Raw genomic sequence first — 21,858 nt, forward strand, 5'->3', positions numbered from 1 at the left:
ATTCTGTTTGATTTCAAGACGGTTTATACCTGTTCAATAACTCATCTGGTATATGACAATAATCAGTTGGACATTGAGCTAATCTGTCTTGATGTTCGTCTGCACTTCTCACATAATTTGTAAGCGGTCCTACTTCCACAACTATACGGTCAGCATCATTTCTCTTCGCAAGAAACACTGCCGCTTCTTTCACGTGTTCAAGATTTTCACTATAGACACCTGTTCTGTATTTCTCGCCAACATCTGCCCCTTGTTTATTCAAACTATATGGATCAATGATTTCGAATAAATACTCCATTAATTCTGTGACGGATACAACTGTAGGATCAAATTCTGTTTTTACACATTCAGCGTACCCGTCATAATCGCCTTCTAGTGAATGAAGTGTTCCATTCGCCCTCCCTGCTTCCGTACATGTCACACCTGGTAAGGTTTTTATAAAAGCCTGCACTCCCCATAAACAACCACCAGCAATATATACTACTTCCATATTGACGCTCCTCTCGTCTGTAAGTCTTGACCCGCTATACTAGGGTTTTGAGTCCTTCCACGCGTCGTCTAATATCTTTTCTGTTCCTTGATAGTATACATAAATTACACGCATGTTTAAACGTATTCCATCGCTGCACATGATGTTACGATCTCCCATCAACTTCTCGTTCGAAAAAAATGCAATGACATGATGAATATGTTTCATCCAAGTAATTTTTACGTATACGATATGTATGAATTTTCATCAAATAAAAAAAGACCCTACAAGTAGGGTCTTTTTCAAGCTGTTATTAAGCTTTTTGAACGTTAGTAGCTTGTAGGCCACGTTGTCCTTGTTCGATTTCAAATGTTACACTTTGACCTTCGTCTAAAGATTTGAAACCGTCGCCTTGGATTGCTGAGAAGTGTACGAATACGTCTTCCCCTGCTTCGCGCTCGATGAAGCCAAAACCTTTTTCTGCGTTAAACCATTTCACTGTACCTTGTTCCATAATTAATTGCCTCCTAGTGTGGATGTCCACACAATGATGTTACTATACTTGCTCAAAACTTTAGACGAAAAACAAAATATATTTACATGAAATATATTCTCGATCTGAAAAAGAACAAAGATAATACTCTTTAAATATAACAGACATATTAAAAAAAAGCAACCCCTTTGTTTCTTTCTTAAAACAAACCTTTAGGGTTCTTCTTTTTTATATCCAAGAACCTGCTTGTTTTCAGTGTTTACGTAGACTTTTGCAATCACATTCAAATATGCTTTTCCATCCGAATATCAGCTCGCATGCTGCCTTCATAATACGTGAAGTTTTCTATGCGTCCCATTTCTTGATACCCTAACTTCTTATAAAGCTTCAGCGCAGGCTCATTAAATTCAAATACGCCTAGCTCGATTCGCGTAAGACCATGCTTTCTCACTTGCTCTTCCAAATACTCTAAAGCCATACTACCAATACCTTTTCCACGATATTCAGGCTCACCTATCAAAATACTGATCCATGCTGTTTCTGACGTCTTGTCAAGCAGATGTTCAGGGTCCACGGTATAACTCATTTCACCGATGAGCCGGTTTTCCAAATACATCAGGTATACATGTTGATATGTTAAACGATGGTATATATCTTCTATGGTCAAAAGATCTTCTCGTTCCCATTCCGCTCTACTTGGATTAGGTTGAGACAATGATTTTAAATTCATGTCATTTCCCCATCGGTTGAGCGTATTCACAAGCATGGATGTTGGTTCGGTTAATGGTATGAATTCAATATTCATTGACAGCCCCTCCTAATTTCTATAATTTGCAATTGGATGAACTTGTTTAACAAGGAAACTTTGCATAGTACCATTATAATATAACCACTCGCTTTCTACGTACTGAAAAGAACATGAATCATCTTATTAAATGAAACAGCAAGTTGATCTCCTTCTATAGTAGTAAGCTACATAAAGTCATTAAGCGAAATAGCAAACATGTTACAATGAAAGAAACACGTAGATAGACAAGGAGCGGACACGTTGAGGTTGAATCAATATATTAGTTCTTCGGGATTCTGTTCTAGAAGACAAGCGGAGCGCTATATTACAGCAGAAAAGGTGCTAGTAAACGGCGAGATTGCGTCACATGTCTACTTTGTTAAAGAGCATGATCATATCGAAGTAGACGGCCACACTATCACGCACACAGCACAAGATATTTATATGATGCTTAATAAACCGAGTGGAATCACTTGTACTGCTTCTCCTGCGATTGCCGGTAATATTATCGACTTTATCGCCTATCCTGAACGTATATTTCCCGTTGGACGCCTAGATAAAGAAACGGAAGGCCTTATTTTATTAACCAATGATGGAAGTATTGTAAATGAGTTAATGAAAGAAGAAAATCAGCAGGAAAAAGAATATGTCGTAACGGTCAATAAAAAAATCACGGATCTATTTATAAAAGATATATCAAACGGCGTAGATATTTACAATCCAAGAACAAAAGGCTATACGACGACTAAGCCTTGTGACGTTACGCAGTTGGATGACTTTACATTTCGCATAACATTGACTCAAGGATTGAATCGACAGATCCGCAGAATGTGCAGACGATTTCAATATACTGTCACGCACTTGCAAAGAGTGCGAATCAAGCACATTGAGCTCGGATCATTGGAACGTGGTCACTGGCGTTACTTGTCTGACGAAGAGATAGCGAAGTTGAAACTGTAATTTTGTAAAAATAGCCTAGCATCGCATGTGCGATGCTAGGCTATTATAATAGGTCATTCATACTCACACTTAAGCTTTGCTCGTTTGTTTAGCTTCTACTAACAAGCCACCTTCACCGCCAAGGTACTCGATCATACCTTCTGAAGCACGGTAAGCGAATGCACCGATTGTTTCTGTAGGGTCATGGTTACTGTTATGCGGGAAGGAAGATCCACCAAGCACAAACAAGTTCTCCATATCCCACATTTGCGAATACGTATTAACAGCGGATGTAACAGGATCTTCACCCATAATGGCACCACCAAGGAAGTGGTTGGTATAGAACTTACTATCAAACTTCACGTCGTCCGGCACGTCAACTAGATCAATAATATCCGCACCCATTTCTGTCATGATTTCCTTACATGTTTCAACGCCATGTTGTGCACGTTTGATGTCTTGTTCTTCATAATGCACTGTCGCACGAATTAGTGGGTCGCCAAATTCATCTTTATACGTAGGATCCAAATCTAGATACGTATAGCGGTTAGGCAGGAAAGCAGTTTTTGCTCTAATGATTAAACTACGGTTATGATAAAATAAATTTTTCTCTTTATATTCCTTACCCCATGCAGGCGTACCCTCTGGAACGTGGTTATTATCAATCGGACGTTGCCCTAAATGGTAGTAACGAATTTCATAGCCATGAAGGAAATCGAGATCGGTATGATCTACGTTATCTCCTGCAAAGTCATCCACTTTCGCACCTAGTGCACCTGTACCCATTGATAAATTCCACTTTTCATTATCAAAGAAGCCGCGTGCACCTATGTAGGTACTAATATTACTAAAGTGACCTGTAAAGTTTTTCCCGATCACGCCTTCTTGAGTTTCAGGATTATACGGCTTGCCTATTTTAGATTTTAGTAATAATTTATTATTCGTAAAGACAAATCCAGCTAACACGACAATATCTGCAGGCTGGATATATTCCGTACCTGTAATATTATCAATATATTTCAAGCCGATTGCTTTCGTTCCATCATGAATGACTTCAGTCACAGTGGATTCATTCCGAATTTCAAAGTTTCCTGTTTTTCTTGCCGTTTCCAATACCGTAACGATTGGATCTCCTTTGGCACCGAAATCACATCCATACTCTTCACAGAACGCACAATACATACACGCATTGATCGTCTCGCCATCTGGATTTGTATAAGACTCAGACATATTCGCAGCTGGTAAACGATACGGATGATACCCAAGATTTGTTGAAGCTTTTTTAAACAGTTCGATCGATGGTGTCGTTTTCAAAGGTGGATTGGGATACTTATCCGAACGTGGAGGTCCGACAGGGTTTTCCTCACCAGAAACGCCAGCTGTTTTTTCGAATTTATCATAATACGGTTCCATTTCATCGTATGTAACGCCCCAGTCCTGAATCGTACAGTTTTCAGGAATCTTTTTGGCACCGTATTTTTCAACTGTTTGACTATGTATCTCAAAGTCATAAGGTAACCAACGTAAGCTTACGCCATTCCAGTGAACACTAGCGCCGCCTGTATCATTCCCAAAGCGCGCATAGTTATTATTACGAACCGGCTTCGCTGTTTCTTCCATACTACCTCTTGCTGTCACAGTATCTTTCGATAAATCTTGCATCATATCGTAACGAATGGAGTACTTTAATTCGTCTTTCGCACCAATGAAGTCGTCTCGTGATTGTTCTTTACCTCTTTCAAGTGCCACTACTTTGTATCCTTTTTTCGCGAGTTCAGCAGCAGTAATCCCACCAGCCCAGCCAGTACCTACAATTACTACGTCTACTTTCTTTAGTTCTTCTGCCATATCTTCTACCTCCTGAAAATGTTGAATTTATTTCTTTCTTTGATAGTCCGTCAAACTAATTGGATCTAGTTTAACAAATTCTTCACTTTCAATAACGTCTGCATAAGAAGGTCGAGCTCCAGCAAATTCTTTCATTCGCCAACCGTCCATGTTTTTATTGCCACCATATAAAGGATCAGAAAACGCCCCTTCTAATGTAGCTTGCTTGAGTAGCGCAAAGAACGCATCCGAAGGAATAGATTTCATGTCGAGCTTACCCGCTGCAAGATCGCCCATGATTTCATTTTGTTGCTCTTCAGTAGCCTGATCAAAGGAAGCATCAAAGCGCTTCATGCTTTCCCCATTCATCAAGCGTAAACCTTCCAGGAAAATTTTCCCTCGGTTCGCCCGTGAATGATTGACTTTTTCATCAGCCTTCTCGATTTTCTTCAAACCTTCCAGATTGGTAAAAGGTGCTTGACGGTAGTCGTCACCATTTATGCCCCAAGTTCCTGCGAGTTGTTTATCGATAAAATACGGTACATCCAACCCGATAGCTCCTGGGCCGTTATCGTCTTCAGGGAAAATCAGTTCCGTAGCCGTTGCCAGCACGATAAAGTCTTCAAAGCGTCCGAAAAACACTCGTGCATGGGACGGATCCACTTTGACAGCGTCTTCATTTTTTCCTTTTTTGCCGTCATCTGATTTCATCTGATTCGTAAATAAGCCACCTAGTAAAGATCCACCTGCTACGCCACCTACAACTAGACCGGTGTTTTTCAGAAAGTTTCTACGACCCGGATCATGACTTTCTGTTTTGGGGGTATTGTTTTCAGCCATTTAATCACTCCTATGCATGAAAATTAGTCAGTACTAGTATCCATTGCTTTGTTGCTTTATAGAGAAATTGTTAATTTGTGTCAATAAAAATACAGACTACCTATATTGACAAAATAGTAGCAATTTCACCATAGTCCCCCGACTTTACCACAGTTCATTTTGCTATTCAATACGTTATGTATGAATATATTTAAATTTTTCGATAATTGAATAGAGATATACAAGTCTTTTACGTGAAATTACTTGAAAAAAGATAAATGGCTGAAGAGTAAACTATGCCATTAGACTATTTTAATACTTTTAACTTAAGATTCTTCTCCTTTATATTCGCTAAATTCATTTTGTGAAAAACTGTTGTTATAGCTTTATACTCGATTAAAGTAAAATAAATACACATTTAAAACGTGTGAGGAAAGCTCCATCTAACATTTACTATCATGGATAATTCAGTATTAATAAATTACTTGTTAAGGAATCTTTGATTGTAACTCTTCATATTCAAACCTTACTAGTTTATTAAGTACATCATGGAAAAACCCTTGATTATTACTATATCCAAATAGTAATATAACTACACGAATGCAAAAAAAACAGCCTAACAACGCTACTGCGCTGTCAGGCTATTTCCTACTCATTTATTTGACACTGTTATTAACCAATTCCTTGACTGGTAAGAATAACTCACCCGTTTCCAAATACGTCACAGTGAGCTGATCGCCTTCTTTTACATATATAGAAAGGGGTTCAACCTCAGATGAAACAAGGAAATTCCGACCATCTTTCGCGAGAATTGATACGAGTGTAAAATCACCAACACGTTCTTTAAATACACGCATTGCTGTAATCGTTGCTTTCGCTTCTTCTGCATCAGAACTTCCATCCACCGAACTGCCACCACGTTGAAGTGCTGTTTTATACAATTTTAACGCTTCATTGGGTGTATTCGCAAATACAGAGATCTCAGGATTTGCAGCGGAAACAATGAAATAATTTTGCAAGAATCCGTTCGAATCTAGTACCGGTGTCAACCAGCTCGCTTCACCGTAGAAGTTATACAAGACAGGCATTTCACCATTCCATTTCTTCTCGATAAACTTCTTTTCAATAATTTGGAGCGCACCTTGTGAATCCATGTACGACTCTTCCAAATCCCCCGTATAATACGTCGCTTTCCCTGTTCGACCATCTGTTAAGGCATAGCCAAGCATGGAATCGACACCTTCTTTTGGACTGGTGAAATCAGTGAAGTAATACATATGTCCTTCCGCATCAAAGATCGGACTGACATTCGCTTCCGTCCCTTCATCTGAAGGAATCTTCACATCTTTTTTCCCAACAAGTGAATTCCAAAAACCATGGATGTAATTCCCGAAATAGCTATTTTGAAGACTTACCGCTTCTGGTGAAACCGCTCCATTAATAAACTCAGGAACATCTTGTAACGCATACTTCTTCGTAGCACCTGTTTCAGGATCCAACATGACAATTCCTTTGGCGTTAAATCCGTTACGCGCTGTAATGAATTCCCCATACGTGCGAATATAATGCGGCTTACCATCATCATCAATTTCTAATTGAACATCTCCGTAAAAAATCAAATCCGGCATTTCCATACGCATTTTACGATACACTTTTTTATGGAAGTAAGAAGACGTCGTATACGCCATTTCCGTTTTAATGAATTTCGGGTTATCTGACGAATCCGTTGCGCTCATTGTGAAATAACCAGGTGTTGTTTTTCCATTAAACCATTTAAAAAACCCTGAAAACTCCACAGGTGCAATATAGACAAATTCATCATTCACTTTTTGAATTTGCAAATGTCCCAGCTCATAATAGCTCGTATCCGGCACTTGACCAAATGCTTTTTTCATTTTATTGCGTGCAAACTTTGGTGGTACACTTGCCGGCGTTTTGGTTTCATCAAACGCAGTAATTTCCACTTTTTGCTTCATCGCAACCGTTTCATACTTTTTATTTGCGTTGAAAAGAGGTGCACTTAAGACGTACACTCCAACGAGTAAGGCTGCCAACGTCACGACCATTTTGACTTTACGCTCCACACCTTGAGAAACGACTGCCCCTAAAATAGCGACAACAAGTAACAATGCCCACAACGATGTCCAGTTGCGATCTAAATTTGTCACGTAATAAAATATGAATACGCCAATCGTACTGATCACCGTCAGTGTTCCAAAAGCGATCCAGCGGTTAAAAGACAATGGTTCTTTTTTGTTATTTACAGAGAGGAACGGCACGATCATCGCACTCGCCACGACCCCTACAAGTACTGAAAATAGTAGTAAACTCAACATATCCAACACTCTTTTCCGGTTACTAGATTTTGTTTCATACTACGTATACGGATAAGGTGGGAAATCGTTTCATATTTAATTCAACTTTACAAGAGGATATTTATGGAAGTAACTTTAAAATAGATATAACAAGTAATTCTTTAAAACCCCTACTGTTACTTTAGAGATCTATGAACCACCTATAGTAACAGTAAGGGCACTATTCCGTTTAGCATTATTCCTAAAGGCGCTAAAGTATGGTTCCATATTATAGTTGCTAAGAATGACGTTATTAACTTTACGTTTTACGATTAAAGTAAATATGCAACAACGATATCAAACATAAAAAGAAATTCTTGTTGCCTATTAGTTTGTTTTTTCTCCGTGACTATTAAAAATGTTTATTTTGACAGATTTATTTTTTACGAATTTGTTCGAAGATAAATTTTCTTCTAAATATATATATATATTCTTTTCCATTTCCTTACCCTCGCCTGATGCGGTTTCATTTAATAAAAGCTTTACTTCAATACGTAATTCTGGAGCAGTATAATCTAAGTCTATCTTGTCAAGTTGATCTGGATAGAATTCAGATAAATAATCATTTATAGTTACCATGATCTCGTGTATTAAATGATGTTCTTCTCTACGTTCTTCGCTTATCACTTGATCAATTCTGCTTTTATTTATATTTATAGAGTAGTCTTCAAATGATGTGGATGTAGTTGTACTTTTTACGATTTCTTTTATTTCATTTTTTACTGAATCATAATACTCTTGACTTCCAATAATCTCAATGTCTATCCCCTGTGAGTTGTTATCAACATTTGAATTCATGTTATATGTACCTATGTTATATTTTTTGTGTGTTTTATCTTTTATTTTTTCTACTATCTCAGCTATTTCTGTTTCTGATGGACTACTATCTTTTTCGGCCGAAATATTTACAGTTGATCGATTTAAAGATTCTAATCCAAGATATATTATAAAAACCCCCATGACACTCAATGCTATTAAAAGCATTTTTCGTCCCAACATTTCCACATCCTTTTCGAGTTACTTCAATGATATGAATATGTAGTAAAGGGTATACAAGAAAAAACAGACATAAAATATGTCCCCATTCATAGAACCAATGAGAACTCTTTGTTGTTAATTGCGTCTTTTGTACTAGTGAACTAAATAGGATACTTCAGTTACTATAAAGAGATTATTAACTCATTGTACGTAGATATAAGTCGAGAGAATCTTCTACTTCCTGTTCTACCATTCATTTATTTGTCAGTATACGAGTAAACTGTGCATGCGCTGCGCCAATACGACAAAAATGGTCCGCTCACTTTCGATAATATAACAGATTTTAGACTAGGCTTTAATTAGCTAAATGTGTAGAAATACTACTACAAACTTTAAAAAGGCGCTGACATTCCGGGAAAGGAATGTCAGCGCCTATATTTCTTCCAACATACATGTTCCTATCACAACTACCTTGTTTTAAGGAGTATATGAGTGAAGTCATCTATCATTTGACAATACAAGAACTTCCTTAAAACTCACAATTCCTTCGCAGAAGTCTCGTTCATACAAATACTTTTTAACACAGGCTTCGCTTCCAACGCCGTCACATCTTCTTCCACTGCATGCGCGTTCATTCGAATCGTCAGCAAGAACGCCAAAGCAAGTAGGACACTGCACATAATTAGCGCAAGTGGTATTTGCTCGAAGCGGTCGATGATCCAGCCACCGACGCCAGGCCCAAGCAACTGTCCTGCTGCGAAAAAGAACGTTACATAGCCTAGCGCGACCGGTGCGTACGTCGGATGTACTTGTTCCGTAGATAACGCTTGGCAGAGCGACAGCATCCCTACAATTGTCGCACCCCATAGGAATTGACTGACGATAAGTCCACTATATACCGGGAAAACCACAGGAATAATGAGTGAAACTGCACCAATTCCGAGTGTCGCTAGCAATGCAGATTTTCGTCCGATCCGGTCAGATACTCCGCCCCATAACGGACCACTAAAAATTGCCATAATCCCACTGATTGTCATGATCTGACCCGCCTGGAATTTCGTCAGTCCCACTTCAAGAATATAGCTGAACAAGAAGCTTTGCGGTACCAAATAAGCAAATCCAACGAGTCCGTAAATGAAGGCGACACGAAGTACGCGTTTATCTAAATATACTTTCGTCCAAAACGTGCGTTTCTGCGTTTCCTTTGGCAGTAACAGGATTGGTGGATCACGTAAAATGATCAACGCGATGATGATAGATACTATCGACAGAGCGCCATAGAAGAACCATAAATAACGCCAGCCCATATCGCCGAACCATGTACTGAAGAACGGAATTAACGCGCTTGAAATGAGTGTTCCTAATCCCATGCCACTCACGAGAAATCCGATCAGCATGCCGCGTTCCCTCGGAAACCAACCGACGAGTATGGTGATGAGCGGCGTATACGTGAAAGCCGTTCCTATTCCAAGCAGTAGCATCGCGAAAAGTGTCCAGCCATAACCAGCGACGAATGATAACATAAATAGTCCGAATGAAACGAGTCCTGTTCCAAAAATCACGAGCTTTTTTGCTCCGTATTGAGTTACGAGCAATCCAACAAAGATCACCATCATCAAATAGCCAATTGACACCGTTGTTGCGAGCAGTCCTGCTTGTTTATAGGACATGGCGAGGTTTTCTTTCATGAAAGGCATAATGATTCCATACGACATCCGTCCAAAGCCGAGAGAGCTGACAGTGACGGCGACGCTTGCAAATGCGTATTTCCAAATGTTTTGATCGTGTTCTTTAGCTAGCATACAAATCCCACCCTTTTTCCCGTTCAGTATAAAATTTCTAGTAATGGTAGTCACTCAGAGTTGTGTCAGGGTGTTTGATCGTAGTTGGTTTATCAACATTTCTGAGGTCGTTCATATTATGTCTAATGTGTGAACTCTATCTTTCACACTATAGCATTCCTGATAGAATATTCCAACTTCTTTATGGTGGAGTATTTTAGTTTACATAATAATATTATTGGTGAATTAAAGTGAATAGCAAATGGTAAAGCGCCGTTGATCTGCGTTCCAGGCGGACGCGTTCCGCGGGCACGGCTTCAATCTCCTCGTCACTTCGTTCCTGCGGGGCTTTCAGCTCGCGCTGTTCCCGCTGGAAGAGCCGTCACGAAGGACGGCTTTTGCGAGTAAAAGCGAAGCGTTAGGAGCACATCTTTGCACTCGCCGCCTTCCACTCCGATCAACTAGTTTATTCTTCTATTTAATGTAACGTGTAAAGATTAATCCACTAATTAAACGAAGACACCTTCAAAACGAGGGCCATCCGCCAGCACCATAGTGAGTACTATGAAGCAATTTATTTTCACTCGCCCATTTCAAAAAAACGCTGTCGCCACAAGTCGGATCGTTACGACTTCTAGCAACAGCGCTCTAGTGTCTTCTTACTTTTTATAGAAAAACGGTTTTCCGATGGTTTCGACTATACTGGGTGCCAATGCGTAGAGTCTGCTTGTCAGACCTGTAATTTTTGGCAAGTTTACTTCGCGTCTAGGTCGCTCGATAGTTTCCATGACAGCGCGTACGACTGTGTCAACCGTTAGTAACTGGCTGCCCATTGCTTGTTTATAGCCGCCGGTGACGTCTGCTAGCTCGATAAATGGTGTATCGATTGGTCCTGGATGGATGACGGATACGTCGACGTTATAAGGCGCGACTTCCATACGCACGGCGTTTGTATAGCCGATCAGTGCGTGTTTTGTTGCGGCATAGACGGATGTTTTCGGTGTGGCTACTTTTCCTGCTTGTGAACCGATATAGAGTAAGTGACCGTACTTGCGTTCGATCATTGCCGGTACTACACGAGCAGTCAGTTGCATCGGCACGAGGACATTTGTCTCAAGCATCGCCAGCGTGTCTTCATCGGTCGTCTCTTGTGCTAGATGGAACTTCCCTACGCCAGCAGAAAATACGATGAGGTCCGGTGTGCCAATGCGAGAAACTAGCCAATCTAGCTGCTTCGTATCTCGTAGGTCGGCACAGTATCCTTCTACGCCAAGTATGCGTAACTCTTCTAATGCTTTTGCATTGCGCCCTGTTGCGATGACACGATACTCGTTCAATGCTGCCAAGCGCTTCGCCAGTTCACATCCAATTCCACTCGTCGCTCCTGTGATCAGAACGGTTTTAGATGCGGACATAGTGATGAACTCCTGCTGAATCGGCAGTTTCTGATATTAATTCTGCCGCCACTAGATAATCCAGTTGCCCAATTGTTTCAGACAACGTCAGTCCCAATTCTTTCTCATAGACTGCTGGGAACAATAGCTTCGTCACGTCAAAGACTGTTTTCGATTCATCCAGCATCGCGAGAACTTTCATAGCTCGGTCGCGCTGCTTCGCTAAGCGTTCCGTTATGAGCGCATGTGCATTCGTAATCTCTCCGCCGTGACCTCCGTAGACGAGTGACACCGGTAAATCCAATAAACGTTCTAGCGATGCATTGTATTGAAGCAATGACTTCGGACGTCCTTGTTCTTTCTTAAATGGCGGCTCAATTAATGGATTGGATGACACTTTCTCCAGCAATAAATCGCCACCAATTAGAATGCCTTCTTGTTCATTGAACAGTGATAAATGACTTTGTGCGTGACCAAGAGACTCTTGGATTTTCCAACCTGGATGTCCTGGCAGGTCGTCACCTTCATTCATCATGCGATCAACGGGACGCCCCCCCATCATGTCGACGGATCGACGGAAGCGTTTCACCCATTTCAAATATTCCTCCGGTACGCCTTCTTCTATTAATGATTGTTCATAGAAACGATCATGACGATCCAAAAATTCGGTATCGCGTGTTAGCCAATAGTTTAAATACGGATGACCGAGAATTTCCGCGCGGTCGAACATCTCGACCAATCCACAGTGATCAGGGTGGTGATGCGTGACGAATACTTGCTCAATATCATTAAATGTATAACCCATTTCTTTTAATTTCATCTGCAATACTTCACGCGCTTCTGGCGTCTTCGTTGCTGCGTCTACCAAAGTCAGTGTGTCGCCTTTTAGTAAAAAGCAGTTCACGTCACCTACCGCGAATGGCGTAGGTGTAATTATTTTTGTGATCATATACTGTTCCCCCTATAAAATGAATGACTGTTCAGTCTATTGTACTCTTTATTTTCATGTGCGTCACGTCTTGATTGTTCAATTACCGAAAGATATTTCGCGCAAAGTGAAACCATTTTGTCCATTCTTCGTATGGTATACTACAGGAAATCGCATGATTTACATAATGATGTCGAGTTGGAGGGAAAACAATGGGATTTTTTAATATGTTCAAAAACCAATTTATCGAAGTGATCGAGTGGCAAGCACAGGATGCCCATACAGTAGTCTATCAGTTCCCCGTGCATAATAATGAAATTAAAATGGGAGCAGAGCTAACGGTCCGAGAGTCGCAAGTCGCAGTCTTCGTCAATGAAGGAGAAATTGCGGACGTATTCGGTCCAGGGCGTCATATTTTGTACACGCAAAATATGCCCATTCTAACGAAGTTGAAGTCATGGAAGTACGGCTTTGATTCACCATTTAAAGCGGAAGTATATTTTATTAATACGAAGCAGTTCATCAATCAAAAATGGGGCACGTCGAACCCCATTATGATGCGTGATCCGGATTTTGGCATGATCCGTCTTCGTGGGTACGGAATTTATTCGTATCGCGTGTCAGACCCTACTGTATTCTTGCGGGAGTTATTTGGAACGAACAGTTCGTACGACACGAACGCCATTGAAGGTCATTTAAAGAAAATGATTATTTCCGGATTATCCGATTTATTCGCAGAGTCTCAAATACCCGCACTGGATCTATCAATGCATTACGACGAATTAAGTGAACAAGGCAAAGAGAAGATGATCTCTCGTTTCGCTGCATTCGGTTTCGAGATCACGTCACTTTATATCGAGAACTTGTCATTACCAAAAGAAGTCGAAGAAGCGATGGACAAGCGTACGTCTATGGGCGTACTCGGCAATATGCAGCAGTACCAGCAATATCAAGCAGCTGAAGCGATGCGTGACGCTGCACAGAATGAAGGCGGCATGGCGGGCGCAGGTATTGGCATGGGAGCGGGTATGGGCATGGGTCAAGTTATGGCAAATGCGATGAATCAGAATCATGCACAGCAGCCCCAAGCACAAGTCGCAACGAAATCTTGCCCGCATTGTCAGGCCACGATCAACGCCGACGCCAAATTCTGCGGTCAGTGCGGAAAGTCTGTTGAAACCGATAAAGTACCATGCGTGAAGTGTGAAACTATGATTCCAAAAGGCGCCAAGTTCTGCAGCGGCTGCGGTACATCTCAAGTCACCGAGAAAATTTGTCCTGCTTGCTCACATGCCAATCTGCCAGCTGCAAAATTCTGCGCAGAATGTGGTGAGACGTTAGACGAAAAGTGAGGGATGGACGTTGACTTCATTCGATGAACAACACAAAGTCGTAGAAGATACTGAAAACATTAAATGCCCTTCTTGTGGCGGTAACACGGAATATAATCCAGAATCACGTGGCTTAAAATGTCCTTTTTGTAGCCATGAAATGCCAATTGAAGCGACGTTCGACCATCATGTAGAACTCGATTTCAAGGAGGCTGGAAATAATCTTCAACACATCTGGAATGAAGAGAAACGCGTTTTCTCCTGTAGCAACTGCGGAGCGGAATCGGTACTGGACGCACATATCGTCGCGGACTTCTGTTCGTTTTGCGGATCTTCTCACATATCCGTGACGAATCACGATGCCGGGATCCAACCCGGGTTATTGATTCCGTTTCAAGTTTCTGAGGAACAAGCACAAATAAAGTTCAAAGACTGGATCAAGGGACACTTTTTCGCACCGAATACATTGAAGAAAACATATCGAATGAATAAAATTTCCGGTGCCTACTTGCCGTACTGGACGTATGACAGTCAGACACAGTCACACTATGTCGTACGTGTCGGGAATTATTATTATGTCACTGAAACTCGGACGGTTTACGAGGACGGTAAGGCTAGACAAGTGACCGAGCAAGTACGGAAAGTCCGCTGGCATCAGGAAAGCGGTAATTATCGGGAATTCTTTGATGATATTCTAATTAAAGCCTCTAACACAGTTGAAACGAAACTATTGCAGAAAGTACAGCCATTCCAATTAACTGGTCTCACCGATTATAAAGTGGAATACATGTCCGGCTTTCTTGCTGAGCGCTATTCTGTTTCGTTACAACAAGGGTTTACGCAGGCAAAAGACGTCATGACGAGAGAAATTGTCAACGGGATCGAAGGCAGCGTAGCGGGAGATATCGTACAGGTAGTCAACGTTTCAACAGATTATACCGATATTACATATAAACATATTTTATTGCCTATTTGGATTTCCTCTTTTCATTTCAAGGAAAAAGTCTATCAATTCATCGTCAATGGACAAACGGGAAAAGTGACCGGAAATTATCCGTTAAGTGTGATGAAGATTGTTTCGTTGGTGATCTCGATTCTAATCGTGATATTCATCGTCTACTTGTTCATCGACAGCTAACGACAGTTTGACAATTCACATAGTACATGACATAATCATGAAAATAGTATGGAACGGGCATTGAGGAAGATCAGTAGATGGGTGATGGATAGAAGAGAGCATGGCCGAGGCTGCAAGTCATGTATCCCACTCCCCTTTCGAACCTCCTTCCGAGCTGTCGTGGAAACACGACCGTACCTTCTGCGATAAAGAAGACTTGAAGTTGTGCTGTAGCAAACAGCAAATTTAGGTGGCACCGCGGAAACCGAGCGTTTTCGTCCTGAAAGACAGGACGGGAGCGCTTTTTTATTTTGGGGAGGATGTTGGACATGGAAAAAATTTTATTTGTAGGCGCTGGACAAATGGCAGAAGCCATTATTGCGGGGATTATTAAGAAACGAGTTATATATGAGGACAATGTCTATGTGATGAATCGTTCAGATACCGAACGGTTAGACGAACTGGAGTCGCGCTACGGGATTACGAAAGTGTGCGAAGACAGGGATTTCATTAAAAAAGTCGACTTAGTTGTGCTCGCGACAAAGCCGAAAGATGTAGAGAAAGTGATGGAGGATATCGCACCCTACCTCGGAGAAAATACAACAGTTCTTTCCGTCATTGCTGGAATTTCCATCGCTACATTTGAAAAAGGTCTAGGTAAACGTCCGATTGCACGCTCGATGCCGAACACGTCCGCGACAATCGGAAAATCAGCGAGCGGGATCGCGTTTAATGATGCCGTTTCAGAAAGAATGCAACAGTCGATTTTAAGCTTGCTGAATGCAATCGGTATCGTCAAAGTCGTCGAAGAAGATGATTTACATGCCGTAACCGCCCTTTCAGGTAGTGGTCCTGCATATATCTATTATTTAGTAGAAGCGATGGAAGAAGCAGCGGTTGCGCAAGGTCTAGATGCAGCCGATGCACGTGAATTAATCGTTCAAACAATCTACGGTGCGGCGTCCATGCTAAAGAAGACCGGCGAAGAGCCTAGTATATTGCGCGAAAATGTGACGAGCCCTGGTGGAACAACAGCAGCGGGTCTGCAGTCACTAGAAGATCACAACTTTAAGACTATTATTTCGGACTGCTTGATCCGTGCGGAAAAACGTTCGCGTCAACTAGGTTCTTCATAATAAAAAACTAAGCATCCAATGGTTCCCTTCAAGAGAGCCAAACTCGGATGCTTAGTTTTTTAGTAACTTGATTAATTCTCCATGTTTCCACTGAAAACGCGCGAAATCATCTGCAATCGAAATGGCATCAAATATCTCGGTACCTTCTTCTAAGAAAGCCGGCATTTCACCTGGCATGAAGCGTGCGCTAATATGGTTCACAATGAGGTTTTTCGCGTTCGCTTCTTTGGCAACGGTTGCTGCTTCTACAATAGTAGAATGACCAAATTCTTTCGCGCCTGCTGCGTACTCATCCGTGAACGTCGCTTCATGGATCAAAATATCAGCGTCTTGCGCCAATTCAACCGAAGCTTGGCAGTACGACGTATCCCCAATGACTGTAATAATGAAGCCTTTTTTCTTATCTGTCGTAACGTCTTGACTATAAACCATCTGCCCATTGTCGAGTTCTACGTCAAAGCCGTCTTTCAAGCGCTGCAACATAGGACCTTTTGGAACACCTTGCTCTATCGCTTTATCGACCAATAACGTACCAGGCAACTCTTTCTGTTCAATACGGAAGCCGAAACTCTGCACGACGTGTTGAACTTCTTTGGCGTAGACTTTGAATTCCTCTGTTTCAAGAATCAAACCGTCATGGATTTCATGCACGTTCAACTTGTAAGGTAAATAGGTTCCCGTCATTTTATAGGTGTGCTGCAACCATTCTTTCAAGCCAGCAGGACCGTATAGATCGACGGGGTCATCTCCACCTAAAAATGCGCGTGAGCTGAGAAAGCCAGGTAATCCGAAAATATGATCGCCGTGCAGATGCGTAATGAAGATTTTCGTAATCTTCTTCGGCTTAATGGCGCTGTATAGTAATTGATGCTGTGTCGCTTCACCGCAATCGAATAACCAATTTTCTTTATTCTCGTCTGTCAAATCCACAACGAGTGCTGACGTATTACGCTGTTTCGATGGCATCCCTGCACCTGTGCCAAGAAATTCAATATCCACATGCATTGCCTCCTTGCTATTTCTTCGTAAATCCTTTTTTAATAATACCATCTCCGAAACGTTGTGTCAGACTCGACATCAACTGATCCATTTCATATTCCTTTTCTTGTTGCTCAAAATTATCAAATGTTAGTTGCTTGACCATTTCAGACCGTTCGATGACATTCGCTGCCGTGATGCCTAGCAAGCGAATGGGCTCATGGTTCCAGTGTTGCTGAAATAATTGAAGCGCTACATCTGTAATATCTTTCTCAAGATAGACCGCTTGTTGGAGCGTTCTGCTTCTTGTCGTGTTTTGCCAGTCGGCATAGCGAATTTGAATGCTAATTGTCATTCCGGCCAACAGTTTCGTTTCCAGTCGAGCTGCTACCTTTTTCGCAAGTCGTTCAAATATCGGAACACAATCTTCAAGTTCCGTTAGATCAACAGGCAATGTGGTAGAACTGCCAATACTTTTACGTTCGTCTGCACTTTCAGGGTCGACAGGACGTGTATCGATTCCGTTTGCTCGTTGTTTAAGGCGCAAACCATTTTTTCCAAGCAGTGCTTCCAACGTGATTTTTTCAGCAGTGGCCAAATCGCCCATCGTTTTAATGTCTGCGCTATGCAATTTCTCTTCCGTCCGCTTGCCGATGCCATGCATTTCAATGACTGGTAACGGCCACAGCATTTTTGGCACTTCACGTTTCCGTAAAATGGTAATGCCCATTGGCTTTTTCATATCAGAAGCGGTTTTCGCAAGAAACTTATTCGGTGCAATTCCTATCGAACACGGTAGATCGAGTTCTGCTAAAATGCGCAACTGGATTTCCCGGGCTAAATCGTACGCACGTGTCAACCCGCCAATATCGGTCGTATCGATATACGCTTCATCAATTGAAACAGGTTCGACCCATTCCGTATAACTTCGCAAAATATCAAAAACAGAATCAGACATTTGCCGATATAGTTCATGCCGTGGTGGAACAATCGTTAATTTCGGACATAGTCGTTTAGCTTCTCCTACCGTCATAGTCGTGTAGACACCGAATGCCCTTGCCTCATATGAACAGGTTACGAGAATTCCTCTTCGTTCTTTCGGGTTGCCTGCGACTGCAAGAGGGATTCCTTTTAATTCAGGATTCGCAGCCTGTTCAACCGAGGCAAAGAAGCTGTTCATATCAAGATGCATAATGACCCGTGGATTAGCGATGATCAGATCCGTCATGTAAACACCTTTCTTTCCTCGGAAATAATTATGTAATAGGAAAAAGCGGCAAACCGACTTCAGTCTGCCACTCTTTCCATTTTATCAAATGTATGTTCTTTTTGCCTACTAATTTGATTGATGCTGTTCTTTCATATAACTGGATATTTCATCCATGCCATGGAGTGAATCCGCCATGATATTTGGATCGATGACAGTCACTACTCGGTCAACAAGATTCGCTACTGTTACGAAGTAAGGCGTTTTAGAATACGCTTTTAGTGCCGTAGACGTTAAGCGATCTTCTGGCAATTCGAGAATCTCCCTTGCGTCTAACACTAATAAACCGACTTCCAACTGATCTGTTTTCACAACCACTACATGGGATTCAATATCCCGAGGTGTTGCCTGATGATACAAAATCTGACTTAAATCCAGAATAGGCACGAGTTCGCCACGCGATTTCATCAGTCCGAGTAAGTATTTAGGAAGATGAGGAATTGGTGTGACGTACTCGAGTTTCTCGATGGATATCACCGATTCTACTGGTAGTGCATATTCTTCGTTGCCCGTCTGCACAATCACAGTTTGCATAGTTATACCTTCTTTCAGGCTCTTTGTTAAGACTGTTACACCGTGCGGATTGCTTGACCGACAATCTCAAGTATTAATTCCGTCAGCTTTTCCAACTCTTTCACCGGCATACGTTCGTTCTTCGTATGAATCTCTTCATAACCAACAGACAACGTCACAGTAGGAACTCCCATGCCGTTGAAGACGTTGCCGTCACTTCCTCCGCCACTCGTCATGATCTTCGGTTCACGTCCTACGTTGCGGATTGACTTCATCGCAACTTGCACGACTTCTTCGTCATCTCCGATTGAGAAACCAGGATACATAAGTTGTGTTGTAGTTTCGGCTTTACCACCTAAAGATTCAGAAGTCGTTGCAAATTTTTCTACCATCAAGTCTATTTGTTTTTTCATTTTATCCGGATTGATCGAACGAACTTCCGATAAAATGAAAGCCTCTTCACAAACGATATTCGTTGCTTTTCCACCTTCAAAACGACCAATATTTGCAGTCGTTTCTTCATCTATGCGGCCAAGTTTCATGCCTGCAATAGATTTAGCAGCGAGAGAAATAGCAGAAATTCCTTTTTCAGGAGCGACGCCAGCATGAGCTGTTTTTCCGTAGATCGTCGTCCATAATTTTGACTGATAAGGAGCCGCTGTAACAATACCGCCTACTTCTCCGTCGCTATCGATCGCAAAGCCATATTTCGCTTGTAAATAATCCGGATTCATCGCTTTTGCGCCTACTAATCCGCTTTCTTCACCAGCAGTAATTATAAACTGAATCGGACCGTGTGGCTTGTCTGACTCTTGGATCACTTTCGCCATCTCGAGTAGAGCAGCAATTCCCGCTTTATCGTCAGCACCTAAAATTGTTGTACCGTCACTGTAGACATAGCCGTCTTCTTTGACGATTGGCTGAATCGATTGTCCTGGAACGACCGTATCCATATGACATGTAAAGAAGATCGGATCCGCGTCAGCCACTGTACTCGGCAAGTTGGCAATTAAATTACCTGCACCGTGTCCTGTCTTTTCCGCTGTGTCGTCTTCCGTCACATCAAAGCCCAATTCCTGCAATTTCTTCGTAAGAATATCTGCAATATTTCGTTCGTTTTTAGTTTCAGAATCAATTTTTACTAACTCCAAGAATTCTTGAAGTAATCGTTGTGTATTCAAGATGTAAGACTCCTTTATTTATAGAGGTATGTTGCCGTGCTTTTTCTTCGGACGATCTTCGTGCTTATTGCGCATCATTTCAAGTCCTTGAAGCAACTTGATACGAGTTTCGCGTGGATCAATTACGTCATCTATCATGCCGTGTGAAGCTGCAACATATGGATTCGCAAACTTTTCACGGTATTCTTCGATTTTCGCTGCACGAGTTGCTTCCGGATCTTCACTTTTCGCAATATCGCGTGCGAAAATGATGTTCGCTGCACCTTCAGCACCCATAACAGCCACTTCTGCGTTTGGCCAAGCGAAGACTAAGTCTGCACCGATTGATTTAGAGTTCAGAGCAACATATGCGCCACCGAAAGCTTTACGCAAGATCAATGTGATTTTTGGTACAGTTGCTTCCGAATATGCATAGAGGATCTTCGCCCCGTGACGAATGATGCCACCATGCTCTTGCTTGATTCCAGGGAAGAAGCCTGTAACGTCTTCAAATGTAATCAATGGAATATTGAATGAGTCACATGTACGGATGAAACGTGCGATTTTATCAGATGAGTTAATGTCTAGTCCACCCGCCATTACTTTCGGCTGGTTACATACAAATCCTACTGTTTCACCTTTCATGCGCGCATAACCAACTACTGCGTTCTTTGCGAATTCAGGTTGGATTTCGAAGAATGAACCTTCATCCACTACTTGCTCCAACACTTTTCGTACGTCATATGGACGAATTGTTTCGTAAGGTACCGTATCCGCCAAATCTTCACGATAATCATCTTGCTCGTCGTATGGCTGAATCGGTGTTTTTTCTGTGTTGTTCTGTGGTAGATATGTTAAGAGATCGCGAGTTTTTTGCAATACTTCCTCTTCACTTGCGCCACGAAGATGTGCGTTACCACTGATCGTGTTATGAACTTTTGCTCCCCCCAAGTCTTCGGAAGTAATTTTCTCGCCTGTTACTGTTTCAATAACTTTTGGTCCCGTAATGAACATTTGGCTCGTTTTATCCGTCATAATCACGAAGTCTGTGATTGCTGGTGAATACACCGCGCCACCTGCACAAGGTCCGAGGATAACGGAAATTTGTGGAATCACTCCGGAATAGATTGCGTTACGGTAGAAAATCTCACCGTATCCATCAAGCGATAATACACCCTCTTGGATACGTGCGCCACCTGAATCGTTTAGACCGATGAATGGTGCACCGTTTTTCGCAGCCAAATCCATAACATTGGCAATTTTCATTGCGTGCATTTCACCTAAAGCTCCACCAAATACCGTGAAGTCTTGGGAGAATAAATAGATAGGACGACCGTGGATTTTACCGTAACCTGTTACGACACCGTCGCCAGGTCCTTCTAGCTTGTCCATGCCGAAATCACGTGTACGATGAACAACGAACGGATTCAACTCTACGAATGTACCTTCATCAAGTAGGATCTCAATACGTTCACGTGCAGTCAATTTACCTTTTTCGTGCTGCTTCATGATTCGCTCATCGCCGCCACCCAACTCGATTTCGCGCTTTTTGTCGTAAAGTTCATTAATTTTATCGTAAATGTTCAT

At 41.8% G+C, this 21,858-nt stretch carries 19 protein-coding genes; 4 read left to right on the forward strand and 15 right to left on the reverse strand.

Annotation, left to right across the window (positions count from 1 at the left end; all coding sequences use genetic code 11):
* Window positions 1-13: 13 nt before the first annotated feature.
* The 3 genes from CSV64_RS02675 to CSV64_RS02685 form a co-directional block, all read right to left on the reverse strand.
* Window positions 14-490 carry a peptide-methionine (S)-S-oxide reductase gene (locus CSV64_RS02675; protein WP_099633505.1) on the reverse strand — a complete coding sequence of 159 codons (477 nt, stop codon included), beginning with the start codon at window positions 488-490 and terminating at the stop codon, window positions 14-16.
* A gap of 292 nt (window positions 491-782) precedes the next feature.
* A complete protein-coding gene (locus CSV64_RS02680; protein WP_085130578.1) occupies window positions 783-983 on the reverse strand; it encodes a cold-shock protein in 201 nt (66 codons plus the stop codon).
* 262 nt (window positions 984-1,245) lie between these two features.
* Window positions 1,246-1,767 (reverse strand): GNAT family N-acetyltransferase, encoded by a 522-nt coding sequence (locus tag CSV64_RS02685; protein WP_099633506.1) that lies wholly within the window; start codon window positions 1,765-1,767, stop codon window positions 1,246-1,248.
* A gap of 243 nt (window positions 1,768-2,010) precedes the next feature.
* Here CSV64_RS02685 and CSV64_RS02690 point away from each other — a divergent pair, with 243 nt between their 5' ends.
* Complete coding sequence (locus tag CSV64_RS02690) at window positions 2,011-2,709, forward strand: pseudouridine synthase (protein WP_099633507.1); 699 nt, start codon at window positions 2,011-2,013, stop codon at window positions 2,707-2,709.
* A 69-nt stretch (window positions 2,710-2,778) separates the two neighbouring features.
* On the opposite strand, the gene CSV64_RS02695 is transcribed toward CSV64_RS02690, so the two are convergent.
* The 7 genes from CSV64_RS02695 to CSV64_RS02725 all read right to left on the reverse strand — a co-directional run bounded on the left by CSV64_RS02695 (window position 2,779) and on the right by CSV64_RS02725 (window position 12,790).
* Window positions 2,779-4,536, reverse strand: coding sequence for a GMC family oxidoreductase (locus CSV64_RS02695; protein WP_099633508.1), 1,758 nt, complete (start codon window positions 4,534-4,536; stop codon window positions 2,779-2,781).
* A gap of 27 nt (window positions 4,537-4,563) precedes the next feature.
* Complete coding sequence (locus CSV64_RS02700; protein WP_099633509.1) at window positions 4,564-5,355, reverse strand: gluconate 2-dehydrogenase subunit 3 family protein; 792 nt, start codon at window positions 5,353-5,355, stop codon at window positions 4,564-4,566.
* A gap of 635 nt (window positions 5,356-5,990) precedes the next feature.
* Entirely contained in the window at window positions 5,991-7,670 is a 1,680-nt protein-coding gene (locus tag CSV64_RS02705; RefSeq protein ID WP_099633510.1) for a hypothetical protein, read from the reverse strand.
* A gap of 345 nt (window positions 7,671-8,015) precedes the next feature.
* Window positions 8,016-8,687 (reverse strand): hypothetical protein, encoded by a 672-nt coding sequence (locus tag CSV64_RS02710; RefSeq protein ID WP_099633511.1) that lies wholly within the window; start codon window positions 8,685-8,687, stop codon window positions 8,016-8,018.
* A gap of 515 nt (window positions 8,688-9,202) precedes the next feature.
* Complete coding sequence (locus CSV64_RS02715; RefSeq protein WP_099633512.1) at window positions 9,203-10,468, reverse strand: YbfB/YjiJ family MFS transporter; 1,266 nt, start codon at window positions 10,466-10,468, stop codon at window positions 9,203-9,205.
* 638 nt (window positions 10,469-11,106) lie between these two features.
* Window positions 11,107-11,862 carry an SDR family NAD(P)-dependent oxidoreductase gene (locus tag CSV64_RS02720; protein WP_099633513.1) on the reverse strand — a complete coding sequence of 252 codons (756 nt, stop codon included), beginning with the start codon at window positions 11,860-11,862 and terminating at the stop codon, window positions 11,107-11,109.
* Window positions 11,849-12,790, reverse strand: coding sequence for an MBL fold metallo-hydrolase (locus CSV64_RS02725; protein ID WP_099633514.1), 942 nt, complete (start codon window positions 12,788-12,790; stop codon window positions 11,849-11,851). Before CSV64_RS02725 ends, CSV64_RS02720 begins: the two co-directional genes overlap by 14 nt.
* A 191-nt stretch (window positions 12,791-12,981) precedes the next feature.
* Here CSV64_RS02725 and CSV64_RS02730 point away from each other — a divergent pair, with 191 nt between their 5' ends.
* The 3 genes from CSV64_RS02730 to proC all read left to right on the forward strand — a co-directional run bounded on the left by CSV64_RS02730 (window position 12,982) and on the right by proC (window position 16,353).
* Complete coding sequence (locus CSV64_RS02730) at window positions 12,982-14,121, forward strand: SPFH domain-containing protein (RefSeq protein ID WP_099633515.1); 1,140 nt, start codon at window positions 12,982-12,984, stop codon at window positions 14,119-14,121.
* A 10-nt stretch (window positions 14,122-14,131) separates the two neighbouring features.
* On the forward strand, window positions 14,132-15,238 hold the full coding sequence (locus CSV64_RS02735) for a TFIIB-type zinc ribbon-containing protein (RefSeq protein ID WP_099633516.1): 1,107 nt from the start codon (window positions 14,132-14,134) through the stop codon (window positions 15,236-15,238).
* A 308-nt stretch (window positions 15,239-15,546) separates the two neighbouring features.
* Window positions 15,547-16,353 carry a pyrroline-5-carboxylate reductase gene (proC, locus tag CSV64_RS02740; protein ID WP_099633517.1) on the forward strand — a complete coding sequence of 269 codons (807 nt, stop codon included), beginning with the start codon at window positions 15,547-15,549 and terminating at the stop codon, window positions 16,351-16,353.
* A gap of 51 nt (window positions 16,354-16,404) precedes the next feature.
* Here the strand turns inward: proC and rnz are convergent, their stop codons facing one another.
* The 5 genes from rnz to CSV64_RS02765 form a co-directional block, all read right to left on the reverse strand.
* Window positions 16,405-17,352: a ribonuclease Z gene (gene rnz, locus CSV64_RS02745; protein WP_099633518.1), complete on the reverse strand. Its 948-nt coding sequence runs from the start codon at window positions 17,350-17,352 to the stop codon at window positions 16,405-16,407.
* 16 nt (window positions 17,353-17,368) lie between these two features.
* On the reverse strand, window positions 17,369-18,559 hold the full coding sequence (locus CSV64_RS02750) for a DNA polymerase IV (protein ID WP_099633519.1): 1,191 nt from the start codon (window positions 18,557-18,559) through the stop codon (window positions 17,369-17,371).
* A gap of 108 nt (window positions 18,560-18,667) precedes the next feature.
* Window positions 18,668-19,132, reverse strand: coding sequence for a chemotaxis protein CheW (locus tag CSV64_RS02755; protein ID WP_099633520.1), 465 nt, complete (start codon window positions 19,130-19,132; stop codon window positions 18,668-18,670).
* Window positions 19,133-19,167: 35 nt separating this feature from the next.
* Window positions 19,168-20,292, reverse strand: a complete 1,125-nt coding sequence (locus CSV64_RS02760) for a M20/M25/M40 family metallo-hydrolase (protein WP_099633521.1) — start codon at window positions 20,290-20,292, stop codon at window positions 19,168-19,170.
* Between the two features lie 18 nt (window positions 20,293-20,310).
* Window positions 20,311-21,858 carry an acyl-CoA carboxylase subunit beta gene (locus tag CSV64_RS02765; RefSeq protein WP_099633522.1) on the reverse strand — a complete coding sequence of 516 codons (1,548 nt, stop codon included), beginning with the start codon at window positions 21,856-21,858 and terminating at the stop codon, window positions 20,311-20,313.

Source organism: Sporosarcina sp. P32b (assembly GCF_002743335.1).
In the GTDB taxonomy this organism is placed as follows: Bacteria; Bacillota; Bacilli; order Bacillales_A; family Planococcaceae; genus Sporosarcina.

Coding starts and splice junctions, on each gene's coding strand:
- CSV64_RS02675 (WP_099633505.1), bottom strand. CDS start 490: ATGGAAGTAGTATATATTGCTGGTGGTTGTTTATGGGGAGTGCAGGCT.
- CSV64_RS02680 (WP_085130578.1), bottom strand. CDS start 983: ATGGAACAAGGTACAGTGAAATGGTTTAACGCAGAAAAAGGTTTTGGC.
- CSV64_RS02685 (WP_099633506.1), bottom strand. CDS start 1,767: ATGAATATTGAATTCATACCATTAACCGAACCAACATCCATGCTTGTG.
- CSV64_RS02695 (WP_099633508.1), bottom strand. CDS start 4,536: ATGGCAGAAGAACTAAAGAAAGTAGACGTAGTAATTGTAGGTACTGGC.
- CSV64_RS02700 (WP_099633509.1), bottom strand. CDS start 5,355: ATGGCTGAAAACAATACCCCCAAAACAGAAAGTCATGATCCGGGTCGT.
- CSV64_RS02705 (WP_099633510.1), bottom strand. CDS start 7,670: ATGTTGAGTTTACTACTATTTTCAGTACTTGTAGGGGTCGTGGCGAGT.
- CSV64_RS02710 (WP_099633511.1), bottom strand. CDS start 8,687: ATGTTGGGACGAAAAATGCTTTTAATAGCATTGAGTGTCATGGGGGTT.
- CSV64_RS02715 (WP_099633512.1), bottom strand. CDS start 10,468: ATGCTAGCTAAAGAACACGATCAAAACATTTGGAAATACGCATTTGCA.
- CSV64_RS02720 (WP_099633513.1), bottom strand. CDS start 11,862: ATGTCCGCATCTAAAACCGTTCTGATCACAGGAGCGACGAGTGGAATT.
- CSV64_RS02725 (WP_099633514.1), bottom strand. CDS start 12,790: ATGATCACAAAAATAATTACACCTACGCCATTCGCGGTAGGTGACGTG.
- CSV64_RS02730 (WP_099633515.1), top strand. CDS start 12,982: ATGGGATTTTTTAATATGTTCAAAAACCAATTTATCGAAGTGATCGAG.
- proC (WP_099633517.1), top strand. CDS start 15,547: ATGGAAAAAATTTTATTTGTAGGCGCTGGACAAATGGCAGAAGCCATT.
- CSV64_RS02750 (WP_099633519.1), bottom strand. CDS start 18,559: ATGACGGATCTGATCATCGCTAATCCACGGGTCATTATGCATCTTGAT.
- CSV64_RS02755 (WP_099633520.1), bottom strand. CDS start 19,132: ATGCAAACTGTGATTGTGCAGACGGGCAACGAAGAATATGCACTACCA.
- CSV64_RS02765 (WP_099633522.1), bottom strand. CDS start 21,858: ATGAACATTTACGATAAAATTAATGAACTTTACGACAAAAAGCGCGAA.